Here is a 25,363-nt window from a genome sequence, read left to right as displayed (position 1 = left end):
AGGGGGAGGCGGCCGTAGGCCGGAGGGGGAAGACCGCAATGAGTCAGCGGTCACTTCCCCCTCCGTCGGCTTCGCCGACACCTCCCCCTCTTGGGGGAGGATCGTTACTTCCGCACCACCAGATCCATGAACCGCTGCTGCAGCACCTTGTCGGTCTTGAAGACGCCGCGGAACTGGGTGGTGATGGTCGAGACGTCGTGGTGGCGAACGCCGCGGGTGCTCATGCACTGGTGCTCGGCGTCGATCAGCACGGCGACCCCGGCCGCCGACAGGTGGTCTTCGATGGCGTCGGCGATCTGCATGGTCATGGTCTCCTGGGTCTGGAGACGCTTGGCGTAGATCTCGACCAGCCGCGCCAGCTTGGACAGGCCCACCACCTTGCCGGTCGGCATATAGGCGATCCAGGCCTTGCCCAGGAACGGGGCCATGTGGTGCTCGCAATGGCTCTGCACATCGATGCCGCGCAGCATGACCATGTCGTCATAGCCCTGCACGTCCTCGAAGGTGCGGCTCAGCTCCTTGGCCGGGTCGCCCTCATAGCCGGCGAACCACTCGCCATAGGCATCGACCACGCGCTGGGGCGTGTCGAGCAGGCCCTCACGCTGGGGATTGTCTCCGGCCCAGGCCAGCAGGGTGCGCACCGCCGCCAGCGCTTCATCGCGCGACGGGCGGCCTTGCAGGCCGTGCTGGAGGTCGTCGGCGGCGCAGGCGCAAGGCTCGGCCAGAGCGGTCTTCGGCGTGACAGCGTCCATGTCGGAAGGGTCTTTCCACGGGCTGAGTTGCGCCGGAGCGCCTCTCGCTCCGGAATGACGCGTGCCACCCGATTCACAGCTACGGCCAAACTCGCCAAAAGATGACGTGTCGTCCGCGTGTCCGATAGCTATATGGGACCCGCTCATTCCTCCGCAACACCCTCCCGTTACGTCAGGCAGACCAGTTTTCTCATGACCCTGAAGCTCCACGACACCCTGACGCGCGAAAAGCGCGTCTTTGTCCCCGCCGATCCGGACCGGGTGACGATGTATGTCTGCGGGCCCACGGTCTATAACCACGCCCATATCGGCAACTTCCGGCCGGTGGTGGTGTTCGACGTCCTGTTCCGGATGCTGCGCCATATCTATGGCGAAGACGCGGTGATCTATGCCCGCAACGTCACCGACGTGGACGACAAGATCAATAAGAAGGCCTTCGACGAGGGCGTGCCGATCAAGACGATCACCGACCGCTACCTGGCTGCCTATCACGCCGATGCAGCCGGCCTGCTGACCCTGCCGCCGACCCTGGAACCCAAGGCCACCGAGCATATCGGCGAGATCATCGCGATGATCGAGAAGCTGGTCCAGAACGGCAAGGCCTATGCGGCCGAGGGCCATGTGCTGTTCGACACCCAGGCCTTCGACGACTATGGCCAGCTGTCGGGTCGCAACATGGACGACATGATCGCCGGGGCCCGGGTCGAGGTCGCGCCCTACAAGCGTCACCCCGCCGACTTCGTGCTGTGGAAGCCCTCGAAGGAAAACGAGCCGGTGTGGGACAGCCCCTGGGGCGCGGGCCGTCCGGGCTGGCACATCGAGTGCTCGGCCATGATCGACAAGCAGCTGGGCCAGACCATCGACATCCATGGCGGCGGCATTGATCTGGCCTTCCCGCACCACGAAAACGAAGTGGCCCAGAGCCGCTGCGCCCATGACGCCCCGGTTCTGGCCAATTACTGGCTGCACAACGGCTTCCTGGATATGTCCGGCGAGAAGATGTCCAAGAGCCTGGGCAACGTGATCCTGCCCCATGAGCTGCTGAAGACGACGCCGGGCGAGGTGATCCGCTGGGCGCTGCTCAGCGCCCATTACCGCCAGCCGCTGGACTGGACGCCCGACCTGCTGGAGCAGTCCAAGAAGGCGCTCGACCGCCTGTACGGCGCTCTGCGCCGTGCCAAGGACGTGCCGATGGACCAGGCGATGGAGGCCCCGCAAGACGTGATCGCCGCGCTTGAGGATGATCTCAACACGCCCCAGGCAATCTCGTGCTTCTTTGAGGTTTCCAGCGCCATCGAGCGGGCGGTGACGGCCGGGGACACCGTCGCCATCGCCGCCAACAAGGCTCGCCTGATCGAGGCCGGCGCCCTGCTGGGCTTCCTGCAGGCTGACCCGGACAGCTGGTTCGAGGGCGACGCCTCCGACGACCTGAAGGCCCAGGTCGAGGATCTGCTCAAGCGCCGTGTCGAGGCCCGGGCCGCCAAGGACTGGACCGCCGCTGACGCCATCCGCGCCGAGCTGGACGCCCTGGGCGTGGTGGTCATGGACGGACCGGCCGGCGCCACCTGGCGGATGAAGGACTAGGAGAGTGCTGCGGCCCGCCTCGCGGCGGGTCGCGGCCACTACTTCTTGGCGGGCGTCGGGGCCGCAGGGGCCGGCGCGGCGGCGGGCGGCGTCGCGGCCTCGCCATTAATCGGTGGCACATTCAGCGGACGACGCGTCAGGGTCTCGATCGGATAGATCGTGGCGCACTTCATCCACTTGCCCGCCCAGGCCCCGCCGCGCGCCTCGCAGCGCTCCTTGGGCCAGACCCACAGGTAGTGATAGCCGAACACGCCCAGGTTGCTGACCAGGAACAGGCCGACGAAAATGTACTTCAGGCGTTCGATGGTGCGGTTCATGGCCCGGCTGTTTAGTGGCCGCCCGAAAGCCTGACCAGCCCTTTTGCGCGCCGCTTTGCCTCCAGGGGCGTTAGAGCGGCCGGACGACACAGACAAAGTATCGTACACTTGTTTGAACTTGCGGCGTAGAACCACCTTACGCTTACGCAAAGGGAAACTTGCGTTGCGGTGCAAAAAGGGTAATCCCGTGCCCACGCAGGAGAAAACGTAGCCTGGAGGCGCAGAAACCCGATGAAGGTCCTTGTCCCGGTTAAACGGGTTATTGATTACAACGTGAAGGTTCGCGTCAAAGCGGACCAGACGGGCGTCGATCTGGCGAACGTCAAAATGTCGATGAATCCCTTTTGCGAGATCGCGGTCGAAGAAGCCGTGCGTCTCAAGGAAAAAGGCGTGGCGACCGAGATCGTCATCGTCAGCATCGGCCCGGCCCAGGCCCAGGAAACCATCCGCACGGCCCTGGCCATGGGCGGCGACCGCGGCGTGCTGGTCGTCACCGACGCCGATCCCGAACCCCTGGCCGTGGCCAAGCTGCTGGCGGCCGTGATCGCCGAAGAGCAGCCGGGCCTCGTCCTGATGGGCAAGCAAGCCATCGACGGCGACAACAATGCCGTCGGCCAGATGCTGTCGGCCCTGACAGGCTGGCCCCAGGCCACCTACGCCTCGGCCATCGAAATTTCCGGTTCGACCGCCAAGGTCACCCGCGAAGTCGACGGCGGCCTGCAGACCCTGGACGTGGACCTGCCGGCGGTGATCACCGCCGACCTGCGCCTCAACGAGCCGCGCTATGCCAGCCTGCCCAACATCATGAAGGCCAAGAAGAAGGAGATCGTCAGCAAGACGGTCGCCGACTACGGCGTCGATATCGCGCCGCGCCTGACGGTGCTCAAGGTCGCCGAACCGGCCAAGCGTTCGGCCGGCATCAAGGTGGAAACCGCCGCCGACCTGGTGGCCAAGCTCAACCTCGCGGGAGTGCTCTAGATGGCCGTTCTCGTCGTCGCCGATAATGACAACCTGGTGCTGCGCGACGGCACCCACAAGACGGTCACCGCCGCCCTGAAGCTTTCGGGTGACGTGGACGTTCTGGTCCTGGGCCATGGCGCCAAGGCCGTGGCTGATGCGGCCGCCAAGATCAGCGGCGTCCGCAAGGTGCTGCTGGCCGACAGCGAAGCCCTGGGCCATGGCGTAGCCGAAGCCCAAGCCGACGCTGTTCTGGCCCTGGCCGGGAACTATGACGCGATCCTCGTGCCGGCCACTTCGGGCGGCAAGAACTTCGCGCCGCGCGTCGCCGCCAAGCTGGACGTCGCCCCGATCAGCGAGATCGTGGAAGTCGTCTCGGCCGACACCTTCGTGCGTCCGATCTATGCCGGCAACGCCCTCGAAACCGTCCAGTCGTCGGACGCCAAGAAGGTGATCACCGTGCGCCCCACCGCCTTCGCAGCGGCGGAAGAAGGCGGCTCGGCTCCGGTCGAGACCGTCTCGGGCAGCGATGCCGCCAAGACCCGCTTCGTCAGCGAAGAAATGGTCAAGTCGGATCGTCCGGAACTGGCGGCAGCCAAGATCGTCGTCTCCGGCGGCCGGGCCATGGGTTCGGCTGAAGAGTTCCAGCGGGTGATCGAGCCCCTGGCCGACAAGCTGGGTGCCGCTGTCGGCGCCTCGCGCGCGGCGGTCGATGCGGGCTACGCCCCCAACGACTACCAGGTCGGTCAGACCGGCAAGGTCGTGGCTCCGGCCCTGTACGTGGCCATCGGCATCTCGGGCGCCATCCAGCACCTGGCCGGCATGAAGGACTCAAAGATCATCGTCGCCATCAACAAGGACAGCGACGCGCCGATCTTCCAGGTCGCCGATTTCGGCCTGGTCGCCGACTACAAGACCGCCGTGCCTGAACTGATGGACGCCCTCGCGGCAGCCGGAAAGTAAGGCTTCGGTTTCACACCGATGCAGAAAAGGCCCGGAGGCGACTCCGGGCCTTTTTTTGCGCCGGCCAAGGCCGACCGGATCCAGACGCTTGGAGACAGGTTCGCCAAGCGGGCATCAATCGCCAAACGCGCACTGGCGTACCCCGACGGGACGCCCTATTTCCCGCCCCATGTTGATGGTCATCTCCCCCGCCAAGTCACTGGACTTCACCGCGCCCGATCAGGTGCTGCCCCTGACCACGCCCGAACTGAAGGGCAAGATCGCCGAACTGGCCAAGGTAACGCACAAGCTGACGGTCGCCGACCTGCGCCGCCTGATGCACATTTCCGAGAAGCTGGCGGTGCTGAACCGCGAGCGCTTCCAGCATTTCGATCCCGAGGTGGAAGAGGGCCTGCAGGCCGTGATCGCCTTCAATGGCGACGTCTATGGCGGGCTGGCGGCGCGTGAACTGGACCGCCCGGCGCTGGACTGGGCCCAGGACCACCTGCGGATCCTGTCAGGCCTGTATGGCGTGCTGCGGCCGCTGGACGCCCTGCAGCCCTATCGGCTGGAGATGGGCACGCGGCTGAAGACCAAGCGCGGCAATAATCTTTATGACTTCTGGGGCGAAACCATCGCCAAGACCCTCAATGACGCCACCCAGGGCCATGCCGACAAGACCCTGGTCAATCTGGCCAGCCAGGAATATTTCGGTGCCGTCGACGCCAAGGCCCTGAAACTGCCGGTCGTCACCTGCCACTTCAAGGAAGAGAAGGCCGGCGCGCTTAAGGTGCTGGGCTTTTTCGCCAAGAAGGCCCGGGGCCGGATGGCGCGCTATATCATCGACAACCGTGTCGATCAGGCCAAGGATCTGAAGGGCTTCGACCTGGACGGCTATGCCTTCCGCCCCGCCCTATCGACCGACACCGATTGGGTTTTTGCTCGCCCCCAGCCTTAATTTCACCTATCGATGAATTTATAAGCGCTCGCCCTTCGTCGGAGCGGGCTATATGCTGCAATGCAGCATCGTTAGGGTCGCAGTAGCAGGGAGCGCGCCGAATGGCCGTGGACTTCGGTTTGCAAGGGCAGGTCGCCATCGTCACGGGCTCGACCAGCGGCATCGGTCACGCGCTCGCCGAGGCCCTGGCGGCCCAGGGCGTCAACATCGTGCTCAACGGCCTGGGCGAGATGACCGCCATCGAGCGCACCCGGTCCGAGCTGGCGGAAAAGCACGGCGTCGAGGTGCTGTACAACGGCGCCGACATGACCAAGCCCGACCAGATCGCCGACATGGTCAAGGCCGCCAAGGCCGAATTCGGCGAGCTGGATATCCTGATCAACAATGCCGGCGTCCAGCACGTGGCCCCGATCGAGGACTTCCCCACCGACAAGTGGGACCAGATCATCGCCATCAACCTGACCTCGGCCTTCCACGCCACCAAGGCCGCCGTGCCGATCATGAAGGCGCAGGGGCGCGGCCGTATCATCAACATCGCCTCGGCCCACGCCCTGATCGCCTCGCCGTTCAAGGCCGCCTATGTGGCCGCCAAGCACGGGGTTCTGGGACTGACCAAGACGGTCGCCCTGGAAGTCGCCCAGCACGGCATCACCTGCAACGCCATCTGCCCAGGCTTCGTGAAGACCCCCCTGGTCGAGGCCCAGATCGCCGACCAGGCCAAGGCGCGCGGCATCAGCGAGGAAGCGGTCATGCGGGATGTCATCCTGGCCAGCCAGCCGACCAAGCAATTTGTCACCTTTGACCAGCTTTCAGGCATGCTGCTCTATCTGGTCTCTGACGCCGGGGCCTCGGCCAATGGCTCGGCCTTCCAGATCGACGGCGGCTGGACCGCGCAATAGCCAGGGAGCGGGTCATGCCCATCGGCCCGTTCAAGAAGAAGCCCGCCGGCCCGCGCGGCCTGAGCCTGGCCCTGCAGGGCGGTGGATCCCATGGTGCCTTCGAGTGGGGCATCCTCGACCGCCTGCTGGAAGAGGACGACATCGAGATCAAGGCGGTGACCGCCGCCTCGGCCGGGGCGATGAATGCGGTCAGCCTGGCCCATGGCCTGATCGCTGGCGGCCGCGACGGAGCCCGCGAAGCGCTGGACGCCTTCTGGCGCGAAACCAACAAGGCCGGCGGGCAGAACGTATTTGGTGACAGCAGCATCTGGACCAAGGCGTTTTCCGGCCCTGACTGGCTGAAGAACACCCCCGGCTGGCGCATGGCCGAGACCATCGCCATGTCGATGAGCCCCTACGAGTTCAATCCGTTCAACCTCAACCCCCTGCACGACGTGCTGGAGGCGACGGTGAACTTCGAGGCGATCCGCGAGCGCTCGCCGATCAAACTCTACATCGCCGCCACGGCTGTGCGGCAGAGCAAGGCCAAGATCTTCCGCGAGACCGAGCTGACGGCCAAGCACATCATGGCCAGCGCCTGCCTTCCCCAGGTGTTCCAGGCCGTCGAGATCGACGGCGAGCCCTATTGGGACGGCGGTTTCCTGGCCAATCCGCCGCTATGGCCGCTGTTCTATGACGACACGCCAGACGACATCCTGGTGGTCAGTCTCAATCCGTTTGTGCGCGAAGAGACACCCAAATCGCCGGGCGAGATCATGGACCGGCTCAACGAGATCACTTTCAATGCCTCGCTGGCCGCAGAGCTGCGGGCCATCGGCTTTGTGCAAAAGTTGCTGGACGAGGGCCTGCTGAAAGACACCGCCAAGGGTCGCTATCGCAGGATGCTGGTCCACGCCATCACCGCCGACGGCCCGCTGGCCGATCTTTCGCTGTCGACCAAGTTCAACACCGAGTGGAGCTTTCTGTCCGACCTGAAGGAACGCGGCCGCACAGCCGCGCAAGCCTGGCTGACCGACAGCGGTGACTGCATCGGCGTGAAATCCAGCGTTGATCTGAAGGTCGGCTTTCCATGAACGTTCCCGTGCCCACGGTTGGCGTCGTCTGCCTGCGCGGCGACGAGGTGCTGCTGATCAAGCGCGGCACGCCGCCACGCCTGGGCCAATGGAGCCTGCCGGGCGGCCGCATGGAATGGGGCGAGACCACCATGACCACCGCCCTGCGCGAGCTGAAGGAAGAGACCGGCGTAGACGCCGAGTTGCTGGGCTTGATCGACGTGATCGACGGGGTGTTTCCCGCCAGACCGGGTGGCGAGATCACCCGTCACTATGTGCTGATCGACTATGCGGCCCGCTGGACGGCGGGCGAGCCGGTCGCCGGCGACGATGCGGCCGAGGCCCGCTTCGTCTCGCGCGATCAGGCCATGGCGCTGGTTGAATGGGACGAGACCCGCCGAATGATCACCGAAACCTACGAGCGTTTCGCCGCATGAGCGTGATCGACGCGCCGCCGCCGCGCACCGCCATCAGCCCCAACGCCCTGATCCTGCTCGGCTCGGTGCTGGCCCTGGGCTGGACTCTGACCATCGAGACCAGCCTGACCGGGTTCCTGACCTTCGCCTTCGTGGCCCTGGCCTGGGTGCTGAGCGTCGGCATCCACGAGTTCGGCCATGCCTTCGTGGCGCACAAGGCCGGCGACACCACCATTGTCGGCAAGGGCTATCTGACCCTCGACCCGCTGAAATATACCGACCTGTCGACCACGCTGATCCTGCCCCTGATCGCCCTGGCGCTGGGCGGGATCGGTTTTCCCGGCGGAGCGGTCTATCTGCGCGAAGATCTGATGCGCAGTCGGCGCTGGCGGTCCCTGGCCTCGCTGGCCGGGCCGGTTGGGACCCTGATCGTGCTGGTTGTCATCGCCCTGATGACGCCGCTGGCCGCAGGCGCGCCGGCTCTGCATCAAGCCCTCGCCCTGCTCGCCTTTCTGCAGGCCAGCGCCCTGATCCTGAACCTGCTGCCCTTTCCGGGACTGGACGGCTATGGCGTGATCCGGCCCTATCTGCCCGAAGGCGTTCGCAACGCGCTGGCGCGCTTCGAGCCGATCAGCTTCCTGGTTCTGTTTGGCCTGATCTTCTTCGTACCGGGCGTCAGCGGAGTCATCCTGGGCCTGGCCTTCCTGATCGCCGCCCTGCTGGGCGTGCCCGCCGAAGCCATGGGCGGCGGCTGGGACGCCTTCCACTTTTGGAAGTGACGTTCGGGCAGCCTTGACCTTCGCGCCCTGACCGCCTCTCCTTCAAACAAGCGTTCAAAGCTTGGGGAGAAACGTCATGGCCTATGCGCCCTTCAATCTGGCCGGCAAGGTTGCGCTGGTCACCGGCGGCAATCGCGGCATCGGCCTTGGCATGGCCAGCGCAATGGCCCAGGCGGGCGCCGACATCGTCATCTGGGGCTCCAACGCCGATCGCAACCAGGCCGCCGAGGGCGAACTGCTGAAGCACGGCGTGCGGGTCAAGGCCCAGACGGTTGATGTCTCCGACGAGACCCAGGTGGCCGAAGCCATGGTCGAGGCGGTGACAGCCATGGGCCGGATCGACTCGGTGTTCGCCAATGCCGGCGTGGGCTTTGGCTCACCGTCCTTTGTGGACATGACCACCGAGACCTATCGCAAGGTGCTGGCGGTCAATCTGGACGGCGTGTTCTTCACCCTGCGCGAGGCCTGCCGGCACATGGTTGACCGGGCCAAAAGCGGAGATCCGGGCGGTTCGCTGGTCGGCATCGCCTCACTGGCCGCCATCGAGGGCGCGGCGCGCAACGAAGCCTATGCCGCCACCAAGGGCGCGGTGATCTCGATGATCAAGTCGGTGGCCGTGGAGCATGCCCGCTATGGCGTCCGCGCCAACGCCATCCTGCCCGGCTGGATCGCCACCGACATGACGGCCGGCGCCCAGGGCAACGCGGCCTTCGCCGAAAAGGTCATCCCGCGGGTTCCGGCCCGCCGCTGGGGCGAGCCGGCCGATTTTGGCGGCATGGCCGTCTATCTGGCCTCGGACGCCTCCAGCTATCATTCGGGTGACACCCTGATCATCGACGGCGGCTATTCGATTTTCTGATCCTCAGGGTCACGATTGATTTCTGGACCGAAGAGTCGAAGAAACCCTAGAGAAATAAGGGTCTTGCGGACCTTCGACCTTGGTGAGAAGCTTCTTCGGCAGGCAGCCTGGACATCAGATCCGGGCGCCGTTCGAGGAAACGAAACCATGACCCCGCAAGACGTCGTCAGCCTGACTCCACCGCGCGGCATGCTGGCCCTGATCGCCATGATGCTGACCGCCATGGCCGCCTGCTTCTTCACGACCGAAGCCACAACCGAAGCCGTCCGCTCCGACCGGGTCTGATCCCGCTGCCCTCGCGGCACGCTTGCTAGCGCGCCGCCCCGACGCCCATCCTGCCGGAAAACAACGGGAGGACGGGTTCCATGGCGCTGCACACGCCCCTTTGCGATCTTCTGCACATCGAGCATCCGATCCTGCTGGCCGGCATGGGCGGGGTCTCCTATGCGCCCCTGGCCGCCGCCGTCTCGAACGCGGGCGGCTATGGCGTGCTGGGCATGGCCGGGACCACGCCCGACTTCATCCGCCAGCAGATGCGACAGGTCCGCGCCCTGACCGACAGGCCGTTCGGCGTTGATCTGCTGGCCGCCACGCCCGACGCCCTGACTGACAGTGTCGAGGTGATCATCGAGGAGGGTGCCAGCAGCTTCATCGCCGGCCTGGGCGTGCCGATGCCGATCATCGCCCGGCTGAAGGCTGCGGGTCTGAAGGTCATGGTGGTCTGCGGAGCCGTCAAGCATGCGGTGAAGGCGCAGCAGGCCGGCTGTGACGCCGTGATCTGCCAGGGCGGTGAAGGCGGGGGCCATACCGGCCTGGTGGGCACCCTGCCGCTGGTGGCCCAGGCGGTCGAGGCGGTGAAGATCCCCGTGGTCGCGGCGGGCGGCCTGCATGATGGTCGCGGCCTGGCCGCAGCCCTGGCCCTGGGCGCCCAGGGCGTCTGGATGGGCACGCGCTTTATTGCCTCGACCGAGGCCCATGCCGGCGACCTCTATCGCCAGGCCGTGGTCGACGCCGCCGACGAGGATACGGTCCGCACCCGCTGCTATTCGGGCAAGCCGATGCGGGTGCGCAAGAACCCCTATGTCGAGGACTGGGAATCCCGCCCGGCCGAAATCCAGGGCTTTCCGCAGCAGGCCATGGTCTCGATCCGCAACGGTGCCATGGGCGGCATCGGTGGTCAGATCGAGGGGCTCGACAACGACAAGTCGTGCTTCGCCATGGGTCAGAGCGCGGGGGGGATCCACGAGGTGCTGCCGGCCGGCGAGATCGTTGCCCGGCTGGTCAGCGAGGCCCAGGCCTCAATCAGCCGGATCGCCGCCCTCAACCGGTGACATCCGCCCCGGCGAGCAGGGCTATCGCCTATGGAAAAGACCCAAAAACGACTGTCTTCCTGGGCCCTGTGCCCAGGATCCACGGTGTCAGGAACCGCTGACCAGGCCTGAGGCCGATCAGCTGAGCAAGGTGGGACTGGGCAGGGTGAAGTCGTCTTCCTGCACATGCAATCGAACCGGCACGCCCACGCCGGTGGACTGTTCGGCCAGGCGCAGGGCCGCGTCGCTGGCTTCAAAGCGCGTGGAATAGTGGCCAAAGCGGAGATTATCCCCGACGATGGCCCAGTGATCGCCAACGCGTACGACGCCGTAATGCACTTCAGTCATGATCGACCTCCTTGCAGCGAAATCACCCTTGCGCCGATCCATGGCGATCACAAGGCGCAATAGGTCAGGACCGAGCCATCGACTCGCCTGGGGGCGCGGGATCGTGACAGCGGCCCCTCGCAAGGGGCATAGTCGCGCCATGCTTCGCCTCGCCGCCGCCGCCCTGATCCTCGCCTGCGCCGCCGCTCCGGTCTGGGCCCAGGACCGTGCGCCCGACGAGCGCCAGTCCCTGCTGGACCTGGCCTATACGCTGGGCGAGAGCCACGCCCTGCGCCAGACCTGCGAAGGCGTCGGCGACCAGTTCTGGCGCTCACGCATGGTGCGCCTGACCGGCGTGGAGCAGGCCGATCAGGCCTTCGACGCCCAGTTGCGCGAGCGGTTCAACACCGGTTTTGCGGCGCGCCAGGGCGAGTTTCCGCTGTGCGATATGGCCAGCCGCAAGGCCGAGCAGCAGTCGGCCCGCAAGGGTCAGGCCCTGGCCCTGAAACTGTCGCGCGCCATGCGGCCGACGTCCGAAGCGAACGCCGTTCCGGATTCCATGGCGGAGCTCGACGCGGCGAGGTAGGCTACGCCTGTCGGTTGTGCAGGGAGCATTCACTTGGCCTCAATTCTCGTTCCGCTGGTCCTTCTGGTTCTGGCGGCCTTTCTCGTCATCAGCGTCATCAAGATCGTGCCCCAGGGGCGCGAGTTCACGGTCGAGCGGTTCGGCCGCTATACCCGCACGCTCAAGCCCGGCATCAGCATCCTGACGCCCTTCGTCGAAACCATCGGCCGGCGGGTCAACATGATGGAGCAGGTCCTCGACGTGCCCCAGCAGGAGGTCATCACCAAGGACAACGTCTCGGTGAAGGTCGACGCCATCGTCTTCATCCAGGTGATGGATGCGGCCCAGGCGGCCTACAAGGTCGACAACCTGATGTACGCCATCACCCAGCTGGCCCAGACCAACCTGCGCACCGTCGTGGGCTCGATGGAGCTGGACGAGGTGCTGAGCCAGCGCGACCAGATCAACACCCGCCTGCTCTCGACCATCGACCACGCCACCGGGCCGTGGGGCGTCAAGATCGCCCGTATCGAGATCAAGGACCTGACGCCGCCGGCCGACATCACCAACGCCATGGCCCGCCAGATGAAGGCCGAGCGCGAGCGTCGCGCCGTGATTACCGAGGCCGAGGGCGAGAAGCAGGCCGCCATCGCCCGCGCCGAAGGTCAGAAGCAGTCGGCCATCCTCCAGGCCGAAGGTCGCAAGGAAGCCGCCTTCCGCGACTCCGAGGCCCGCGAGCGGGAAGCCGAGGCCGAGGCCAAGGCGACGGCCTTCGTGTCGGAAGCCATCTCGAAGGGCGACGTCAACGCCATCAACTACTTCATCGCCCAGAAATATGTCGAAGCCTTCGGCGACCTGGCCCGCTCGCCCAACGCCAAGACGGTCATCGTGCCCGCCGATTTCGCCGGCCTGACCGGAACGGTGGCCGGGGTGGCCCAGCTGATCAAGACCCTGGGCGCGCCCGACACCGACCGACCGACGCCGCCCGCGCCGCGCACCAACACGCCGACCGGCGGCGCAAGGGGAGGCTGATCGATGGATCTGCTGGCGAGCTTCCATGCGACCCACCCCTTCTGGGTGTGGCTGGCCGTGGCGGCGATCTTCCTGGCCGTTGAGGTCGCCACCGGCAGCGGCTGGCTGCTGTGGCCTGCGGCATCGGCGGCACTGGTCGGGGTGATCAGCCTGGTCGCGCCGCTGAGCGCGCCGGTCGAGGTGGCCCTGTTCGCCTTGCTGACCATCGCCACCACCGTGCTGGCCCGCCGGTTTCTCAAGCCGGTGCTGGACGGCGACGCGCCGGACCTCAACGACCCGCTGACCCGCCTGCTGGGCCGCGACGGCGAGGTGCTGGCACCGTTCGAAAACGGCGTGGGCCGGGTGTTCGTCGACGGCAAGGAATGGCAGGCCCGCCTCGACGGCGAGGCCCCCTCACCGGGCCAGCGGATCGAGGTGATCGCCCTGGACGGCGCCACCCTGACCGTGCGAGCGGGCTGAGCCCTCGGCGCTGCGGGCTGGTCTAAGGCGCGTCGTCAACAAGGATTAACCGGCGCGTGTCTGGCGCCGGGGGACTGGCGTCCCCATCTGGCCGGGACACGCGCGCCACTTGCTGGGCGATGCGAGGGGGTTTCGTGACGTCCATCATCTCTGTTTCAGGTCTGACCAAGACCTATGCTTCCGGCCATCAGGCCCTCAGGTCGATTGATCTCGACATTCGCCAGGGCGAGATCTTCGCTCTGCTGGGCCCCAACGGGGCGGGCAAGACCACGCTGATCAGCATCATCTGCGGCATCGTCAATCCCAGTACCGGCGTGGTTCTGGCCGATGGCCATGACGTGGTGAAGGACTATCGCGCCGCCCGCCGCAAGATCGGCCTGGTGCCGCAGGAGCTGCACACCGACTCGTTCGAGACGGTGTGGGCCACCGTTCGCTTCTCGCGCGGCCTGTTCGGCAAGCCGCCCAATGACGCCCTCATCGAGAAGATCCTTCGCGACCTGTCGCTGTGGGACAAGAAGGACAGCAAGATCCTGGCCCTGTCGGGCGGCATGAAGCGCCGGGTGATGATCGCCAAGGCGCTGAGCCACGAACCCACGATCCTGTTCCTCGACGAGCCCACCGCCGGGGTCGATGTCGAGCTGCGCCGCGACATGTGGGAGATGGTCCGGGCCCTGCGAGCCAGCGGCGTCACCATCATCCTGACCACCCACTATATCGAGGAGGCCGAGGAGATGGCCGACCGGATCGGGGTGATCAGCAAGGGCGAGATCATCCTGGTCGAGGACAAGGACGTGCTCATGCGCAAGCTGGGCAAGAAGCAGCTGACCCTGCAATTGCAGAGCCCGCTGGCCGCCATCCCCGAGACGCTGTCGGCCTATCCGCTTGAGCTGGCCGCCGACGGCAACGAGCTGATCTACACCTTCGACGCCCAGGCCGAGGAGACCGGCATCGCCGACCTGCTGCGCCGCCTGGCCGCCGAGGGCGTAGATTTCAAGGACCTGCATACCAGCCAGAGCTCGCTGGAAGACATCTTCGTGAGCCTGGTGAGGGACGCCGCATGAACATCCACGCCATTCAGGCCATCTACAAGTTCGAGCTGGCGCGGTGGTTTCGTACCCTGGCCCAGAGCATCCTGGCCCCGGTGATCTCGACCTCGCTCTATTTCGTGGTGTTCGGCTCGGCCATCGGCTCGCGGATGCAGTCGATCGACGGCGTCAGCTATGGCGCCTTCATCATTCCGGGCCTGGTGATGCTGTCCCTGCTCAGCGAGAGCATCTCCAACGCCGCCTTCGGCATCTACATGCCCAAATGGGCCGGCACGATCTATGAGCTGCTCAGCGCGCCGGTCTCGTGGATCGAGACGGTGATCGGTTATGTCGGCGCAGCGGCGACCAAGTCCGTACTGCTGGGCCTGCTGATCCTGGCCACGGCGCGGATCTTCGTGCCGTTCGAGATCGCCCACCCCTTCGTGATGGCGCTGTTCCTGGTGCTGACGGCCGTGACCTTCAGCCTGTTCGGCTTCGTGATCGGCGTCTGGGCCGACAACTTCCAGAAACTGCAGATCGTGCCGGCCCTGATCATCACGCCGCTCACCTTCCTGGGCGGCAGCTTCTATTCGATCAACATGCTGCCCGAGGTCTGGCAGAAGATCACCCTGTTCAACCCGGTGGTCTATCTGGTCAGCGGCTTTCGCTGGAGCTTCTACGGCGTCTCCGACGTCGGGGTCGGGGTCAGCCTGGCCATGACCTGCGTGTTCCTGGCCATCTGCCTGACGGCGGTCTGGTGGATCTTCAGGACGGGCTATCGTCTGAAGAGCTGAGATCAGGCGCGGCGTCGCCGGTTTCGGCCGGCGTCGTCGCACCTCGCTCGAGCCTGGGAGAGCCCCGGGCGATCATGGCGGCCTCCCCGGCGCGGATCAGGCTGCGCTCGCCGTTAAAGGTCGCCAGGGCCTGGCAGGTCTCGAAGAATCCGGAATCGACGCGCGTGTCGATAGCCGGCTGCACGACCACCAGATGCAGGTCCAGTGCCTTCAGCCGGCCCACGACGTCCAGCAGGTCGACCATCGCCCCGGCCAGGGCGTGCAGGCTGGGCACGGCCAGCACCCCGCCCGGCTCCAGAGCCGCCAGCGCCCGGTCCAGCCCGGTCCGAACCACCCCGCCGGCCAGGCAGCGGTCGCTGAACACCTCCTCGCAGCCCAGCAGCAGCAGACGCTCCTCCTGTAACGGACTGAAGAAGACCCCGCGAACGGGCGGCAGGCGGTAATAGCCGACGACTTTCATCGGCGCACTTTGCAAACCGGCTGCAGGTTGGCGAGGGATTTTCGCACGGACAGGGCGGTCGCCCACAGGTTCTGGCGCGCCACAAAAAAAGGCCCGGCGCTTCGACGCCGGGCCTTCTGATCTTTCAAGCCTGAACCGACGGCTCAGTCCTTGGCGCGTTCCTGATAGCTGTTGTCTTCGGTCAGGATCACCACCCGCACGCCCACGGCGATATAGGGGGGAACGGTGGTCTTGATGCCGTTGCTGAGCAGGGCCGGCTTGTACGACGAGCTGGCGGTCTGGCCCTTCACCGACGGTTCGGTGTCGACGACTTCCAGGATCATGGTGCGCGGCAGTTCGATGGCGATCGGGATGTCGTTGTGAGTCGACAGCTGGACCGTCATGTTCTCTTGCAGATAGGGCGCGGCGTCACCGATCACGTCGGGGGTGGCCACGACCTGGTCGTAGTTTTCCGGGTTCATGAAGTGGAAGCCCTCACCATCCTGGTACAGGAAGGTGTGGTCGCGCTGGTCGACAAAGGCGCGCTCGACCTGCTCGGTGGTGCGGTAGCGTTCCGACACCTTCACGCCGTCGCTGATGCGGCGCATGTTCAGCTGGGTCACCGGGGTGCCCTTGCCGGGGTGGATGTTGTCGACGGTCAGAACGACATAGAGCTTGCCGTCCATATCGACGACGGCGCCCTTGCGGAGCGAGCTGGCGGCTACCTTCACTTCTTCAGTCCTTGGGCTTTCCGGGCGCTGCCCTTAGGCGGCCGCGCGAATGGAGTAGAGATCCTGTGACCGCCCTCCTATAGCGAACGCGGCAAGATCGCCAGTCCCCGCCGCGAAAGCTCAGATGTCCGCCCAGTCTTCCGCTCCGCCAGGGTCGCCGCAAATGTCGCCCCCAGCATCGCCTTGGTGGACGCCCGAACGGCATCAGGATCGCCGCCCGTTCCTGCTGGCCCGCAACGCCATCACCCGCGCGGTGCGCGGCTGGTTCGAGGGCGAAGGCTTTATCGAGGTGGAGGCCGCCGCCCTGCAGGTGTCGCCCGGCAACGAGGCCCATCTGCACGCCTTCACCACCACGATGCTGAGCCTGACCGGTGAGCCGGACCAGACCTTCCACCTGCACACCTCGCCGGAATTTGCCTGCAAGAAGCTGCTGGCGGCGGGCGAAGCCAAGATCTTCGACTTCGCCCGCGTGTGGCGCAATCGCGAGCGCGGGCCGCTGCATCACCCCGAGTTCGTGATGCTGGAATGGTACCGAACGGCCGCGCCCTACCAGACCCTGATGGACGACTGCGCGACGCTGCTGGCCATCGCCGCCGAGACGGCGGGCACGCGGCGCTTTTCCTTCCGGGGTATCGACTGCGACCCCTTCGCTCCGCCCGAGCGCCTGAGCGTGGCGGAAGCCTTCGCGCGCCACGCCGGCGTCGATCTGCTCGCCAGCCTGGGCACCGGCGGCGAGACCGACCGCGACGTTCTGGCCGCCTCGGCGAGGGCGGCAGGGATCCGGGTGGCGCAGGACGACAGCTGGGCCGATGTCTTCAGCCGGATCATCGTCGAGAAGGTCGAGCCGAACCTCGGCCAGGGCCGGGCCACGATCCTGTGCGAATACCCGACCGCCGAGGCCGCCCTGGCGCGGCTCAAGCCCGGCGATCCGCGCGTGGCCGAACGCTTCGAGCTCTATGCCTGCGGGGTGGAACTGGCCAATGCCTTCGGAGAACTCACTGACCCGGCCGAACAGCGTCGCCGCTTCGTCGGCGAGATGGACGAGAAGCAGCGCATTTATGGCGAGCGCTACCCGATCGACGAGGACTTCCTGGCGGCGCTGGAGATCATGCCCGAGGCCTCGGGTTCGGCTCTGGGCTTTGACCGGCTGGTGATGCTGGCCACAGGGGCCAGCCGGGTGGACCAGGTGATGTGGGTGCCTGTGGCCTGAGGCTGTTGAGGACCCCCTCAGTCGCTCCGCGACAGCTCCCCCAAAGGGGGAGCATCTAGAATGGCTCGGTGCGTTTAGATCCTCCCCCCTTGGGGGAGGTGGCCCGGAGGGTCGGAGGGGGTCTTCAACGGCCCCAGACATTGCTTCCAAACCCCTTTTGCCTCATATCCCCGCCCCTCATGCCCCCCGCCAACACCCTCCGCAGCGCGGCCGCCCTGGCCGACGCCGGCCTGATCGCTCCCGAGCGTCTGCCGGCGCTGGAGCGCGTGGCGGCGCAGTATGCGGTGGCGATCACCGCCGACATGGCCGCCCTGATCGAGCCGGCCAACGAGGCTGACCCCATCGCCCGACAGTTCGTGCCGCAGACGGCAGAGCTGGTCTCCGCGCCCGGCGAGGATCCCGACCCGATCGGCGACCTGACCCACAGCCCGGTCGAGGGGATCGTCCACCGCTATCCCGACCGGGTGCTGCTGAAACCCACCCACACCTGCGCGGTCTATTGCCGGTTCTGCTTCCGCCGCGAGATGGTGGGACCCGAGGGCCTCAAGACCCTGTCTCCCGCCGAGCTGGACGCCGCCTTCGCCTATATCGCCGGGCGACCGGAGGTCTGGGAAGTGATCGTCACCGGCGGCGATCCACTGGTTCTGTCGCCCCGCCGCATCCGCGACCTCGGCGAGCGGCTGGCCAGGATCGACCATGTGAAGGTCGTGCGCTTCCACACCCGCGTGCCGGCCGTTGATCCCGCGCTGATCACTGCCGAGATGGTCGAGGCGCTGAAGGCCAGCGGCAAGGCGGTCTATGTGGCCCTGCACGCCAACCACGCCCGCGAACTGACCCCTGCCGCCCGCGCCGCCTGCGCCAGGATCGTCGATGCGGGCGTTCCGATGATCAGCCAGACGGTGCTGCTGGCCGGGATCAACGACGACGCCGAGACGCTGGGCGCCCTGATGCGGGCCTTCGTCGAGACGCGGATCAAGCCCTACTACCTGCACCACCACGACCATGCGCCCGGCACCAGCCACCTGCGCACCAGCCTCGCGACCGGCCAGGATCTGATGAAGGCCCTGCGCGGCAACGTCTCGGGTCTGGCCCAGCCGACCTACATCCTCGACATCCCCGGCGGCCACGGCAAGGTTCCGGTGGGACCGGTATATCTGGACAAGGGTGCGGTGGAGGATCCTCAAGGCCAGACCCACCCCTACCCGCCCGTCGGATAGCGCGACCGATCCGCGCTGCGTCGCAGCAAAGTCTGGACGAGGCCGTGGTTTCTCGTGCTAGAAACAGCGCCACAATTTCGGGTGCGGACGAAGGTCCCTGCGCCGTTTCAAGCGAAGGCTTGGCGTTCATGAGTGAAATCAAAACGGTCGGCGTGATCGGTGCAGGCCAGATGGGCTCGGGCATCGCGCATGTCTGCGCGCTGGCAGGCTACGACGTGGTGCTGCACGACGTCTCCAAGGAGCGGATCGACGCGGGTCTCGCCCTGATCGAAAAGAACCTGACCCGCCAGGTTAGCCGCGGCATCATCGACGAGGCGGCCATGACCGCCGCCTTGGCGCGCATCACGGGCTCGGAGGGCCTGGAGGCGGTCGGCCAGTCGGATCTCGCCATCGAAGCCGCTACCGAGAACGAAGCGACCAAAAAGGCCATCTTCCGCAGCCTGCAGCCCTATCTCAAGCCCGACACACTGCTGGCCTCCAACACCTCGTCGATCTCGATCACCCGGCTGGCCAGCGCCACCGACCGTCCCGAGCGGTTCATCGGCCTGCACTTCATGAACCCGGTCCCGCTGATGAAGCTGGTCGAGATCATTCGCGGCATCGCCACCGACGTCCCCACCTATGAGCGGGCCGTGGTCTTCACCCAGTCGCTGGGCAAGATCACCAGCAACGCCGAAGACTTCCCCGCCTTCATCGTCAACCGCGTGCTGGTGCCGATGATCAACGAGGCGATCTACACCCTGTACGAGGGCGTGGGCACGGTCGACGCCATCGACACCGCCATGAAGCTGGGCGCCAACCATCCGATGGGCCCGCTGGAGCTGGGCGACTTCATCGGCCTGGACACGGTGCTGAGCATCATGAACGTGCTGCACGAAGGCCTGGCCGACAGCAAATACCGCCCCTGCCCCCTGCTGGTGAAATATGTTGAGGCCGGCTGGCTTGGCAAAAAGGCCGGACGCGGGTTCTATGACTATCGGGGCGAGACGCCGGTTCCCACGCGCTAGGGGCGCGGCGTCTCCGATGGGGGAAGCCGATGACCGACACACAGACCTTGCGGCCCGTCGCGGCCGGGGATCGCCATATGAGCCTGGATGTCCTGCGGGGCCTGGGCGTGATGGGTATCCTGGCGGTCAACGCCGTGGCCTTCGCCCTGCCGATGGACGTCTATATGACGCCCAGGCTCTCGCCCTTCCCCCTGACCGGGGCAGAGGGCGACGCCTGGTGGGTGGTCCAGACCTTTTTCCACTTCAAGTTCGTCACCCTGTTCTCGATGCTGTTCGGCGTCTCGATCCTGCTGGTGGGGGGCGAGCGCAGTGACAAGCCGCGCGGAGCCCTGCTGCGCCGGCGCCTGAGCTGGCTGCTGCTGTTTGGCCTGATCCACGGCCTGCTGATCTGGTACGGCGATATTCTGCTGCTCTATGCCGTGACCGGCTTCGGGGCGCTGCTGTTCCGCTCCTGGAAGCCGCTCACCCTGTTCATCGTGGCCATCACGATCATTCTGCTGGGCTCGGCCATGGCAGTCCTGCCGATCATGGCCCTGGACTTCGCCCCGGCCGAGGTCCGCGCCGATGTGGTCAAGCAGATGAGCCAGGGCAGCCCGGCCGAGGTCGCCGCCGCCATCGCCACCGTCAAGTCCGGCCTGGCCGGGGCCATGAGCGTCAATTTCAAGGCCTGGTCGTTCCTGCAGCCGGTCAGCCTGCTGGTCGTCATCTGGCGGACCGGAGCCCTGATGATGCTGGGCATGGCGCTCTACAAGTGGGGCTTCCTGACGGGGCGCGCTCCGACCTGGGTCTATGGCCTCCTGGTCGCCTTCGGGGCGGTCGGCCTTTGGGTGACCGGCATGGAGTCCCGCGAGAAGCTGCTCATCGATTTCGCCCAGCCGCGATCCAGCGGGGCCCTGCAACTGGGCTTCGAGTTCCTGACCCTGCCCATCACCCTGGGCTATGCCTCCCTGGCCATCCTGCTGCTGAAGCTGGATGTCGCCCGCAAGCTGCTGAACCCTCTGGCGCGGCTGGGCCAGATGGCCTTCACCAACTACATCAGCCAGTCGATCATCATGACCACGATCTTCTGGGGCGGCCGCGGCCTTGGCCTCTATGGCGAGGCCAATCGCGTGGACCTCTGGATGATCGTCATCGCCATCTGGGTGGTGCAGTTGATCTGGTCGCCGCTGTGGCTGTCGAAGTTCTCGATGGGACCGCTGGAGTGGGTCTGGCGTCGGCTCGCCTACGGCCAGGGACTGGCGCGGGCGGGATAGAGCTTACCAGAGGGTCGGGACGCCGTAGTCTTCGATCATCCGATCTCGGGTGACGAGGATCGCGTCGTTGCGGCTGGCTTGAGCGATCAGCAGACGATCCCATGGATCGCGATGCACCGATGGCAGCCGTCCCGCGTTACGAGCGTCCTGCCATTGCAGACTTATCCATGCCAAGCCCTGCGCCTGCACAGCGTTGTCCAGGTCGGGCGGCATACGCTGAAGTTCGGCGTCGCGGGCGCGTTTATACTCGATCTCGTAGGCGGAAACGGGACTTACGAGGACTTCGTTGCTCCTCGCCGAGATCGCTTCGAAGGCTGTCTTCGATAATCTTGCCTCATCAATCACGCTCCAGATGAACGCATGCGTGTCGAGGAGAAGCCGCATCCAAACGCTTCAAATTCTACCTATAGGAGCATCAATTGAATTCTGCGCGCAAGGGATTTTGGGATGCGATTAGTCCTTGGGGAAAATGGGATTGTCCATTTCCGCCTCGATTTCCGGATCAGGACCGATGAACAGGTCATCCGGAATGTCGAGGTTGAGATGATTCCACACACCCAACGTTCGGCGGCCCTTGTCGACGGCCTTCGTCTCTGGCGGCGGGGGATTGGCGATTGCCACGGCCTCTCCGTCAGAGGTCAGCACAACCTCTTCGCCGGCTCGAATATGAGCGATCAACTCGGCCAAAGCATCCTGCTTGGCGATGTCTACCCGGATCGTCATGGTCTAAGCCTAGCACAAGACGTGCTGGCCAACCAATCCGCCCTACCCGGCCCCCAGCGCCACGGCGATGTGGTACGTCGCAAACGCCGCCAGATAGGCCAGGGCGACCATGTAGACGAACATCACCGTCGGCCACAGCCAGCTGTTGGTCTCGCGCTTGACCACGCCCAGGGTCGGAGCGCACTGCGGCGCGAAGACATACCAGGCCAGGAACGACAGCGCCGAGGCCAGTGACCACTGGCTCGACAGGGTCGCCGACAGGGCCGTGGTCGCGCCGTCCGGATCGCTGACGGCGTAAACGGTGCCCAGGGTGGCGACGGCCACTTCGCGCGCCGCCATGCCGGGGATCAGGGCGATCGACATCTGCCAGTTGAAGCCGATCGGGCGCAGCAGGGGCTCGATCCAGCCGCCCAGTATGCCGGCGAAGCTGTAGTCGATGGCCGGGCCGGTCGCGCCCTCCGGCGGATAGGGGAAGGTGGCCAGCACCCAGATCAGCACCATAAGCGGCAGGATGATCTTGCCCGCCCGGGTGATGAAGATCTTGGCCCGCGTCCACAGGTTCAGCAGCACGTTGCGCGGCTCGGGCCAGCGATAGGTCGGCAGCTCCATCATGAACGGCTCGACCGTGCCGCGCCAGAACACCTTGCGGATCACGAACGAGACCAGAAGCGCGCTGACGATGCCGCTGGCGTAGAGACCAAACATCACCAGCCCCTGCAGCGACAGGAAGCCCCACACCGTGGTCTGGGGAATGAAGGCACCGATGATCAGCGTATAGACCGGGATCCGCGCCGAGCAGGTCATCAGCGGCGCCACCAGGATCGTGGTCAGCCGGTCCTGCCGGTTATCGATCACCCGCGTCGACATGATGCCGGGGATGGCGCAGGCAAAGCTCGACAGCAGCGGAATGAAGGCGCGGCCGTGCAGCCCGGCCCCGCCCATGATCTTGTCCATCAGGAAGGCTGCGCGGGCCATGTAGCCGCTGTCTTCCAGCAGCAGGATGAAGAAGAACAGGATCAGGATCTGCGGCAGGAACACCAGCACGCTGCCGACACCAGCGATGAGCCCGTCGGCGATGAAGCTGCCCAGCAGGCCCTGCGGCAGATGCGCGCCCACCCAGCCGGCCAGGGCGGCAAACCCGCCGTCGATCAGGTCCATGGCCGGCGTGGCCCAGGTGAACACCGCCTGGAACATCACAAACAGCAGGGTCGCCAGGATCAGCAGCCCCGCCGCGGGGTTCAGCAGCACGTCGTCGATCTTGCCGGTGATGGTGTCGGGCCGCTCGGGCGGCTTCACGCACGAGCGGAAGATGCGCTGGGCCTCGGCGTGGGCAGCGCGGATTTCGCCGGCATCAGGCTCGCGCCAGACATTGGTCCCGCCCCCCGAATGGGTGACGGTCAGCATCTCGGCCTTGGCGATCAGTTCGTCCAGGCCGCGCTTGCGGGTGGCCACCGTGGTGACGATCGGCGCGCCGACCTCACGCGCCAGTTGCTCCAGGTCGATGCGCAGGCCCTGGCGCTGGGCGATGTCGAACATGTTGAGCGCCAGCACGAACGGGCGGCCCACCTGCTTGAGCTCCAGGGCAAGACGCAGCACCAGTCGCAGATTGGTGGCGTCGGCCACGCAGATCAGCACGTCCGGCGCGGCCTCGCCGGCCAAGCGACCGAGGATCGCGTCTCGGGTCACCACCTCGTCGGGACTGCGGGCGCGCAGGGAATAGGTGCCGGGCAGATCGAGAATGCGCAGGGTCCGCCCGCCGGGCGTGGTCAGCACGCCTTCCTTCCGCTCGACGGTGACGCCGGCATAGTTGGCCACCTTCTGGCGGCTGCCGGTCAGGGCATTGAACAGGGCGGTCTTGCCGGAATTGGGATTGCCGACCAGGGCGATACGCGCCGGGCTCAGAGTAGCGGCTTCAGTGTTCAAGACTGGATCCCGTCAAACTTCACGGTCACGGCGCCGGCCTCGCGGCGGCGCAGAGCCACGCGGGTGTCGTCCACGCGCACGGCGATGGGGTCGCGACCGAACAAGCCCTCATGCAGGACCTCGATCCGCGCGCCCTCAACAAAGCCCATCTCCAGCAGGCGTCGTTCAAGCTCGTCAACGGCCACGGACTCGTCAGCGCCGGTCACGCCGGTGACCTTGACGATCACGCCGCGATCGCCGCGAGAGGCGAGGCTCAGCGAGCGCTCGCCGGCGGTATCGGCAAGGGCGGCGTCAGGGGCGGCGTCGAGGCCGGAAACAAGGGCAAGACCGTCGGACATCCGGGGCTCCGCGAAAACTTGCGAGTGATTATCAGTGCAAGGGCGCTCTGTCGATGCGGCGTTCTCGCCGGCTTGCGTTATGGTGCCGCTGCGCCGATCGCAGCGTGCAGCCGAAGGGCGCGCACAGCCTGTGGCAGAGGCGAGGCGGAATGGCGCAGGCGCGTTAATCTGTTCGACTCTTGAGGCCTGGACCGGTCTGATAAGACAGTAACGATTCGAGTGGACGGAATAATGCGAAGGCTGAAGCTGGCGCTACTGACCGGCGCCTATCTTTGTCTGGCCTTGATCGTCTCCCTGCTGCTCTGGCGCACGGGGGCGGCGCCGGCTGTCGGCCTCTCGGCCTTCATCGGCACGCTGGGCCTGTGCTTCGCCTTTCATGGCCTGATCGGCTCGGCTTTCGAATCTGTCCGCACCCGCATGGATATCGAGACCGTGCGCGAGGCCCACGCCATCCTGCTGGACCAGGTCCTCAAGCTCGACGCACGCATGACCGAACTGGTCGAAACGGTCACGATCGATGCCCAGCGCCGGTCAGACGAACTGTCCACCGAGGTCCACCAGCTGGAAGACCTGATCCAGGACATGAACGCCCGGCTGGAGCACCAGCTGACCCACCAGGTGGCCGCGGCCCGGGTGGAGGTGCGCGGCCGCACCCCGCAGTCCAACATCATGCTCGAAGTGGTGCAGGACGCCCTGGCCGAGAACCGGGTCGACCTCTACCTGCAACCCATCGTCAGCCTGCCCCAGCGCCGGACCGTGTTCTACGAGAGCTTCTCGCGCCTGCGCGACGAGACCGGCCGGGTGATGATGCCCGCCGAATATCTGGCCGTCGCCGAGCCCGAAGGCCTGATGACCGCCATCGACAACCTGCTGCTGTTTCGCTGCGTGCAGATCGTCCGCCGTCTGGCCAAGCAGGACCGCAAGGTCGGGATCTTCTGCAACATCTCGCTGGCCAGCCTGGCCGATGAGAGCTTTTTCCCGCAGTTCCTCGAATTCATGCAGGCCAACAAGGACCTGGCCGGGGCGGTGTTCTTCGAGCTGGGCCAGGCCGCCTTCGATCAGCGCGGCCCTGTCGAGTCGCGCCACATGGCCCGTCTGGCGGCCCTGGGCTTCCAGTTCTCGATCGACAAGGTCACCGACCTGGACCTCGACTTCCAGGACCTGTCACGCGCCGACGTCAAGTTCCTGAAGATCGGCGCCCAGATGCTGCTGGACCAGTTGCGCGAGCAGGACGGCAAGCTGGTCATCGACAGCCTGCCCGACCTGAACGCCGCTGACTTCGCCGGCCTGACCCGCCGCTACGGCATCGAGGTGATCGTCGAGAAGGTCGAGGCCGAGCGCCAGATCGTCGATATTCTCGATCTCGACATCGGCTACGGCCAGGGCCACCTGTTCGGCGAGCCCCGCGCCATCCGCGACGCCGTCCTGGCCGAGGCCGAGCCACCGCAGGACTTCCTGCGCGGTGCCCTGCGGCGCCGGACGGCCAACTGGTAGC

30 protein-coding genes are annotated in these 25,363 nt (G+C 66.1%); 21 read left to right on the top strand and 9 right to left on the bottom strand.

The genetic code is table 11. The features are described 5' to 3' along the window. Positions 1–104: 104 nt before the first annotated feature. Positions 105–752, bottom strand: a complete 648-nt coding sequence (gene folE / locus ACW179_RS07880; RefSeq protein ID WP_492063744.1) for a GTP cyclohydrolase I FolE — start codon at positions 750–752, stop codon at positions 105–107. A 192-nt stretch (positions 753–944) separates the two neighbouring features. Between folE and cysS the strand changes: the two genes are divergently transcribed. Then, entirely contained in the window at positions 945–2,336 is a 1,392-nt protein-coding gene (gene cysS, locus ACW179_RS07875) for a cysteine--tRNA ligase (protein ID WP_492063743.1), read from the top strand. Between the two features lie 38 nt (positions 2,337–2,374). Here the strand turns inward: cysS and ACW179_RS07870 are convergent, their stop codons facing one another. Further along, on the bottom strand, positions 2,375–2,653 hold the full coding sequence (locus ACW179_RS07870) for a hypothetical protein (RefSeq protein WP_492063742.1): 279 nt from the start codon (positions 2,651–2,653) through the stop codon (positions 2,375–2,377). Positions 2,654–2,884: 231 nt separating this feature from the next. Here ACW179_RS07870 and ACW179_RS07865 point away from each other — a divergent pair, with 231 nt between their 5' ends. The 10 genes from ACW179_RS07865 to ACW179_RS07820 all read left to right on the top strand — a co-directional run bounded on the left by ACW179_RS07865 (position 2,885) and on the right by ACW179_RS07820 (position 10,846). Beyond that, positions 2,885–3,631: an electron transfer flavoprotein subunit beta/FixA family protein gene (locus ACW179_RS07865; RefSeq protein WP_492063741.1), complete on the top strand. Its 747-nt coding sequence runs from the start codon at positions 2,885–2,887 to the stop codon at positions 3,629–3,631. Further along, positions 3,632–4,573: an electron transfer flavoprotein subunit alpha/FixB family protein gene (locus tag ACW179_RS07860; protein WP_492063740.1), complete on the top strand. Its 942-nt coding sequence runs from the start codon at positions 3,632–3,634 to the stop codon at positions 4,571–4,573. Positions 4,574–4,742: 169 nt separating this feature from the next. Beyond that, a complete protein-coding gene (gene yaaA, locus ACW179_RS07855) occupies positions 4,743–5,510 on the top strand; it encodes a peroxide stress protein YaaA (protein ID WP_492063739.1) in 768 nt (255 codons plus the stop codon). A gap of 101 nt (positions 5,511–5,611) precedes the next feature. Then, entirely contained in the window at positions 5,612–6,409 is a 798-nt protein-coding gene (locus ACW179_RS07850) for a 3-hydroxybutyrate dehydrogenase (protein WP_492063738.1), read from the top strand. A 14-nt stretch (positions 6,410–6,423) separates the two neighbouring features. Continuing rightward, complete coding sequence (locus tag ACW179_RS07845; RefSeq protein ID WP_492063737.1) at positions 6,424–7,482, top strand: patatin-like phospholipase family protein; 1,059 nt, start codon at positions 6,424–6,426, stop codon at positions 7,480–7,482. Beyond that, on the top strand, positions 7,479–7,898 hold the full coding sequence (locus tag ACW179_RS07840; RefSeq protein ID WP_492063736.1) for an NUDIX hydrolase: 420 nt from the start codon (positions 7,479–7,481) through the stop codon (positions 7,896–7,898). Before ACW179_RS07845 ends, ACW179_RS07840 begins: the two co-directional genes overlap by 4 nt. Then, positions 7,895–8,656, top strand: coding sequence for a site-2 protease family protein (locus tag ACW179_RS07835; protein ID WP_492063735.1), 762 nt, complete (start codon positions 7,895–7,897; stop codon positions 8,654–8,656). The genes ACW179_RS07840 and ACW179_RS07835 overlap by 4 nt, the downstream gene beginning before the upstream one ends. Before the next feature lie 76 nt (positions 8,657–8,732). Then, the gene (locus tag ACW179_RS07830) at positions 8,733–9,515 is read left to right on the top strand and encodes an SDR family NAD(P)-dependent oxidoreductase (protein WP_492063734.1); all 783 of its coding nucleotides are present in this window, start codon (positions 8,733–8,735) and stop codon (positions 9,513–9,515) included. A 147-nt stretch (positions 9,516–9,662) separates the two neighbouring features. Then, positions 9,663–9,800, top strand: coding sequence for a hypothetical protein (locus tag ACW179_RS07825; RefSeq protein WP_492063733.1), 138 nt, complete (start codon positions 9,663–9,665; stop codon positions 9,798–9,800). A gap of 80 nt (positions 9,801–9,880) precedes the next feature. Continuing rightward, on the top strand, positions 9,881–10,846 hold the full coding sequence (locus tag ACW179_RS07820) for an NAD(P)H-dependent flavin oxidoreductase (RefSeq protein WP_492063732.1): 966 nt from the start codon (positions 9,881–9,883) through the stop codon (positions 10,844–10,846). A gap of 117 nt (positions 10,847–10,963) precedes the next feature. On the opposite strand, the gene ACW179_RS07815 is transcribed toward ACW179_RS07820, so the two are convergent. After that, on the bottom strand, positions 10,964–11,173 hold the full coding sequence (locus ACW179_RS07815; protein ID WP_492063731.1) for a hypothetical protein: 210 nt from the start codon (positions 11,171–11,173) through the stop codon (positions 10,964–10,966). Positions 11,174–11,312: 139 nt separating this feature from the next. Here ACW179_RS07815 and ACW179_RS07810 point away from each other — a divergent pair, with 139 nt between their 5' ends. The 5 genes from ACW179_RS07810 to ACW179_RS07790 all read left to right on the top strand — a co-directional run bounded on the left by ACW179_RS07810 (position 11,313) and on the right by ACW179_RS07790 (position 15,027). Next, positions 11,313–11,738, top strand: coding sequence for a TIGR02301 family protein (locus tag ACW179_RS07810; RefSeq protein ID WP_492063730.1), 426 nt, complete (start codon positions 11,313–11,315; stop codon positions 11,736–11,738). Between the two features lie 42 nt (positions 11,739–11,780). Beyond that, a complete protein-coding gene (locus ACW179_RS07805; protein WP_492064269.1) occupies positions 11,781–12,749 on the top strand; it encodes an SPFH domain-containing protein in 969 nt (322 codons plus the stop codon). Between the two features lie 3 nt (positions 12,750–12,752). Beyond that, positions 12,753–13,208 carry an NfeD family protein gene (locus ACW179_RS07800; RefSeq protein ID WP_492063729.1) on the top strand — a complete coding sequence of 152 codons (456 nt, stop codon included), beginning with the start codon at positions 12,753–12,755 and terminating at the stop codon, positions 13,206–13,208. 119 nt (positions 13,209–13,327) lie between these two features. Then, the gene (locus ACW179_RS07795; RefSeq protein WP_492063728.1) at positions 13,328–14,269 is read left to right on the top strand and encodes an ABC transporter ATP-binding protein; all 942 of its coding nucleotides are present in this window, start codon (positions 13,328–13,330) and stop codon (positions 14,267–14,269) included. Beyond that, positions 14,266–15,027, top strand: a complete 762-nt coding sequence (locus ACW179_RS07790) for an ABC transporter permease (RefSeq protein ID WP_492063727.1) — start codon at positions 14,266–14,268, stop codon at positions 15,025–15,027. The genes ACW179_RS07795 and ACW179_RS07790 overlap by 4 nt, the downstream gene beginning before the upstream one ends. On the opposite strand, the gene ACW179_RS07785 is transcribed toward ACW179_RS07790, so the two are convergent. Together ACW179_RS07785 and efp are read right to left on the bottom strand one after the other, a co-directional pair. Further along, positions 14,999–15,487, bottom strand: a complete 489-nt coding sequence (locus ACW179_RS07785; RefSeq protein WP_492063726.1) for a recombinase family protein — start codon at positions 15,485–15,487, stop codon at positions 14,999–15,001. The genes ACW179_RS07790 and ACW179_RS07785 overlap by 29 nt on opposite strands. 143 nt (positions 15,488–15,630) lie before the next feature. Beyond that, positions 15,631–16,197 carry an elongation factor P gene (gene efp, locus ACW179_RS07780; RefSeq protein WP_492063725.1) on the bottom strand — a complete coding sequence of 189 codons (567 nt, stop codon included), beginning with the start codon at positions 16,195–16,197 and terminating at the stop codon, positions 15,631–15,633. Positions 16,198–16,360: 163 nt separating this feature from the next. On the opposite strand from efp, the gene epmA reads away from it, so the two are divergent. The 4 genes from epmA (at position 16,361) to ACW179_RS07760 (ending at position 20,884) form a co-directional block, all read left to right on the top strand. Then, positions 16,361–17,407, top strand: a complete 1,047-nt coding sequence (epmA, locus tag ACW179_RS07775) for an EF-P lysine aminoacylase EpmA (protein ID WP_492063724.1) — start codon at positions 16,361–16,363, stop codon at positions 17,405–17,407. Between the two features lie 179 nt (positions 17,408–17,586). Then, entirely contained in the window at positions 17,587–18,624 is a 1,038-nt protein-coding gene (locus ACW179_RS07770; protein WP_492063723.1) for a lysine-2,3-aminomutase-like protein, read from the top strand. A 128-nt stretch (positions 18,625–18,752) separates the two neighbouring features. Then, on the top strand, positions 18,753–19,631 hold the full coding sequence (locus tag ACW179_RS07765) for a 3-hydroxybutyryl-CoA dehydrogenase (protein WP_492063722.1): 879 nt from the start codon (positions 18,753–18,755) through the stop codon (positions 19,629–19,631). Positions 19,632–19,660: 29 nt separating this feature from the next. Beyond that, positions 19,661–20,884, top strand: a complete 1,224-nt coding sequence (locus ACW179_RS07760; RefSeq protein ID WP_492063721.1) for a DUF418 domain-containing protein — start codon at positions 19,661–19,663, stop codon at positions 20,882–20,884. A gap of 3 nt (positions 20,885–20,887) precedes the next feature. Here the strand turns inward: ACW179_RS07760 and ACW179_RS07755 are convergent, their stop codons facing one another. The 4 genes from ACW179_RS07755 to ACW179_RS07740 form a co-directional block, all read right to left on the bottom strand. After that, on the bottom strand, positions 20,888–21,268 hold the full coding sequence (locus ACW179_RS07755) for a type II toxin-antitoxin system VapC family toxin (protein WP_492063720.1): 381 nt from the start codon (positions 21,266–21,268) through the stop codon (positions 20,888–20,890). A gap of 69 nt (positions 21,269–21,337) precedes the next feature. Next, positions 21,338–21,607: a hypothetical protein gene (locus tag ACW179_RS07750; protein ID WP_492063719.1), complete on the bottom strand. Its 270-nt coding sequence runs from the start codon at positions 21,605–21,607 to the stop codon at positions 21,338–21,340. Positions 21,608–21,649: 42 nt separating this feature from the next. Beyond that, a complete protein-coding gene (gene feoB, locus ACW179_RS07745; protein ID WP_492063718.1) occupies positions 21,650–23,530 on the bottom strand; it encodes a ferrous iron transport protein B in 1,881 nt (626 codons plus the stop codon). After that, entirely contained in the window at positions 23,527–23,868 is a 342-nt protein-coding gene (locus ACW179_RS07740; protein WP_492063717.1) for a FeoA family protein, read from the bottom strand. The genes feoB and ACW179_RS07740 overlap by 4 nt, the downstream gene beginning before the upstream one ends. Positions 23,869–24,099: 231 nt before the next feature. Here ACW179_RS07740 and tipF point away from each other — a divergent pair, with 231 nt between their 5' ends. After that, positions 24,100–25,362 carry a flagella assembly cyclic-di-GMP phosphodiesterase TipF gene (gene tipF, locus ACW179_RS07735; protein ID WP_492063716.1) on the top strand — a complete coding sequence of 421 codons (1,263 nt, stop codon included), beginning with the start codon at positions 24,100–24,102 and terminating at the stop codon, positions 25,360–25,362. Position 25,363: the final 1 nt, after the last annotated feature.

The organism is Caulobacter sp. AVps18, from assembly GCF_058681425.1.
The sequence above is the reverse complement of the archived record's forward strand: the minus strand, read 5'-3'. Positions and strand labels throughout refer to the sequence as shown.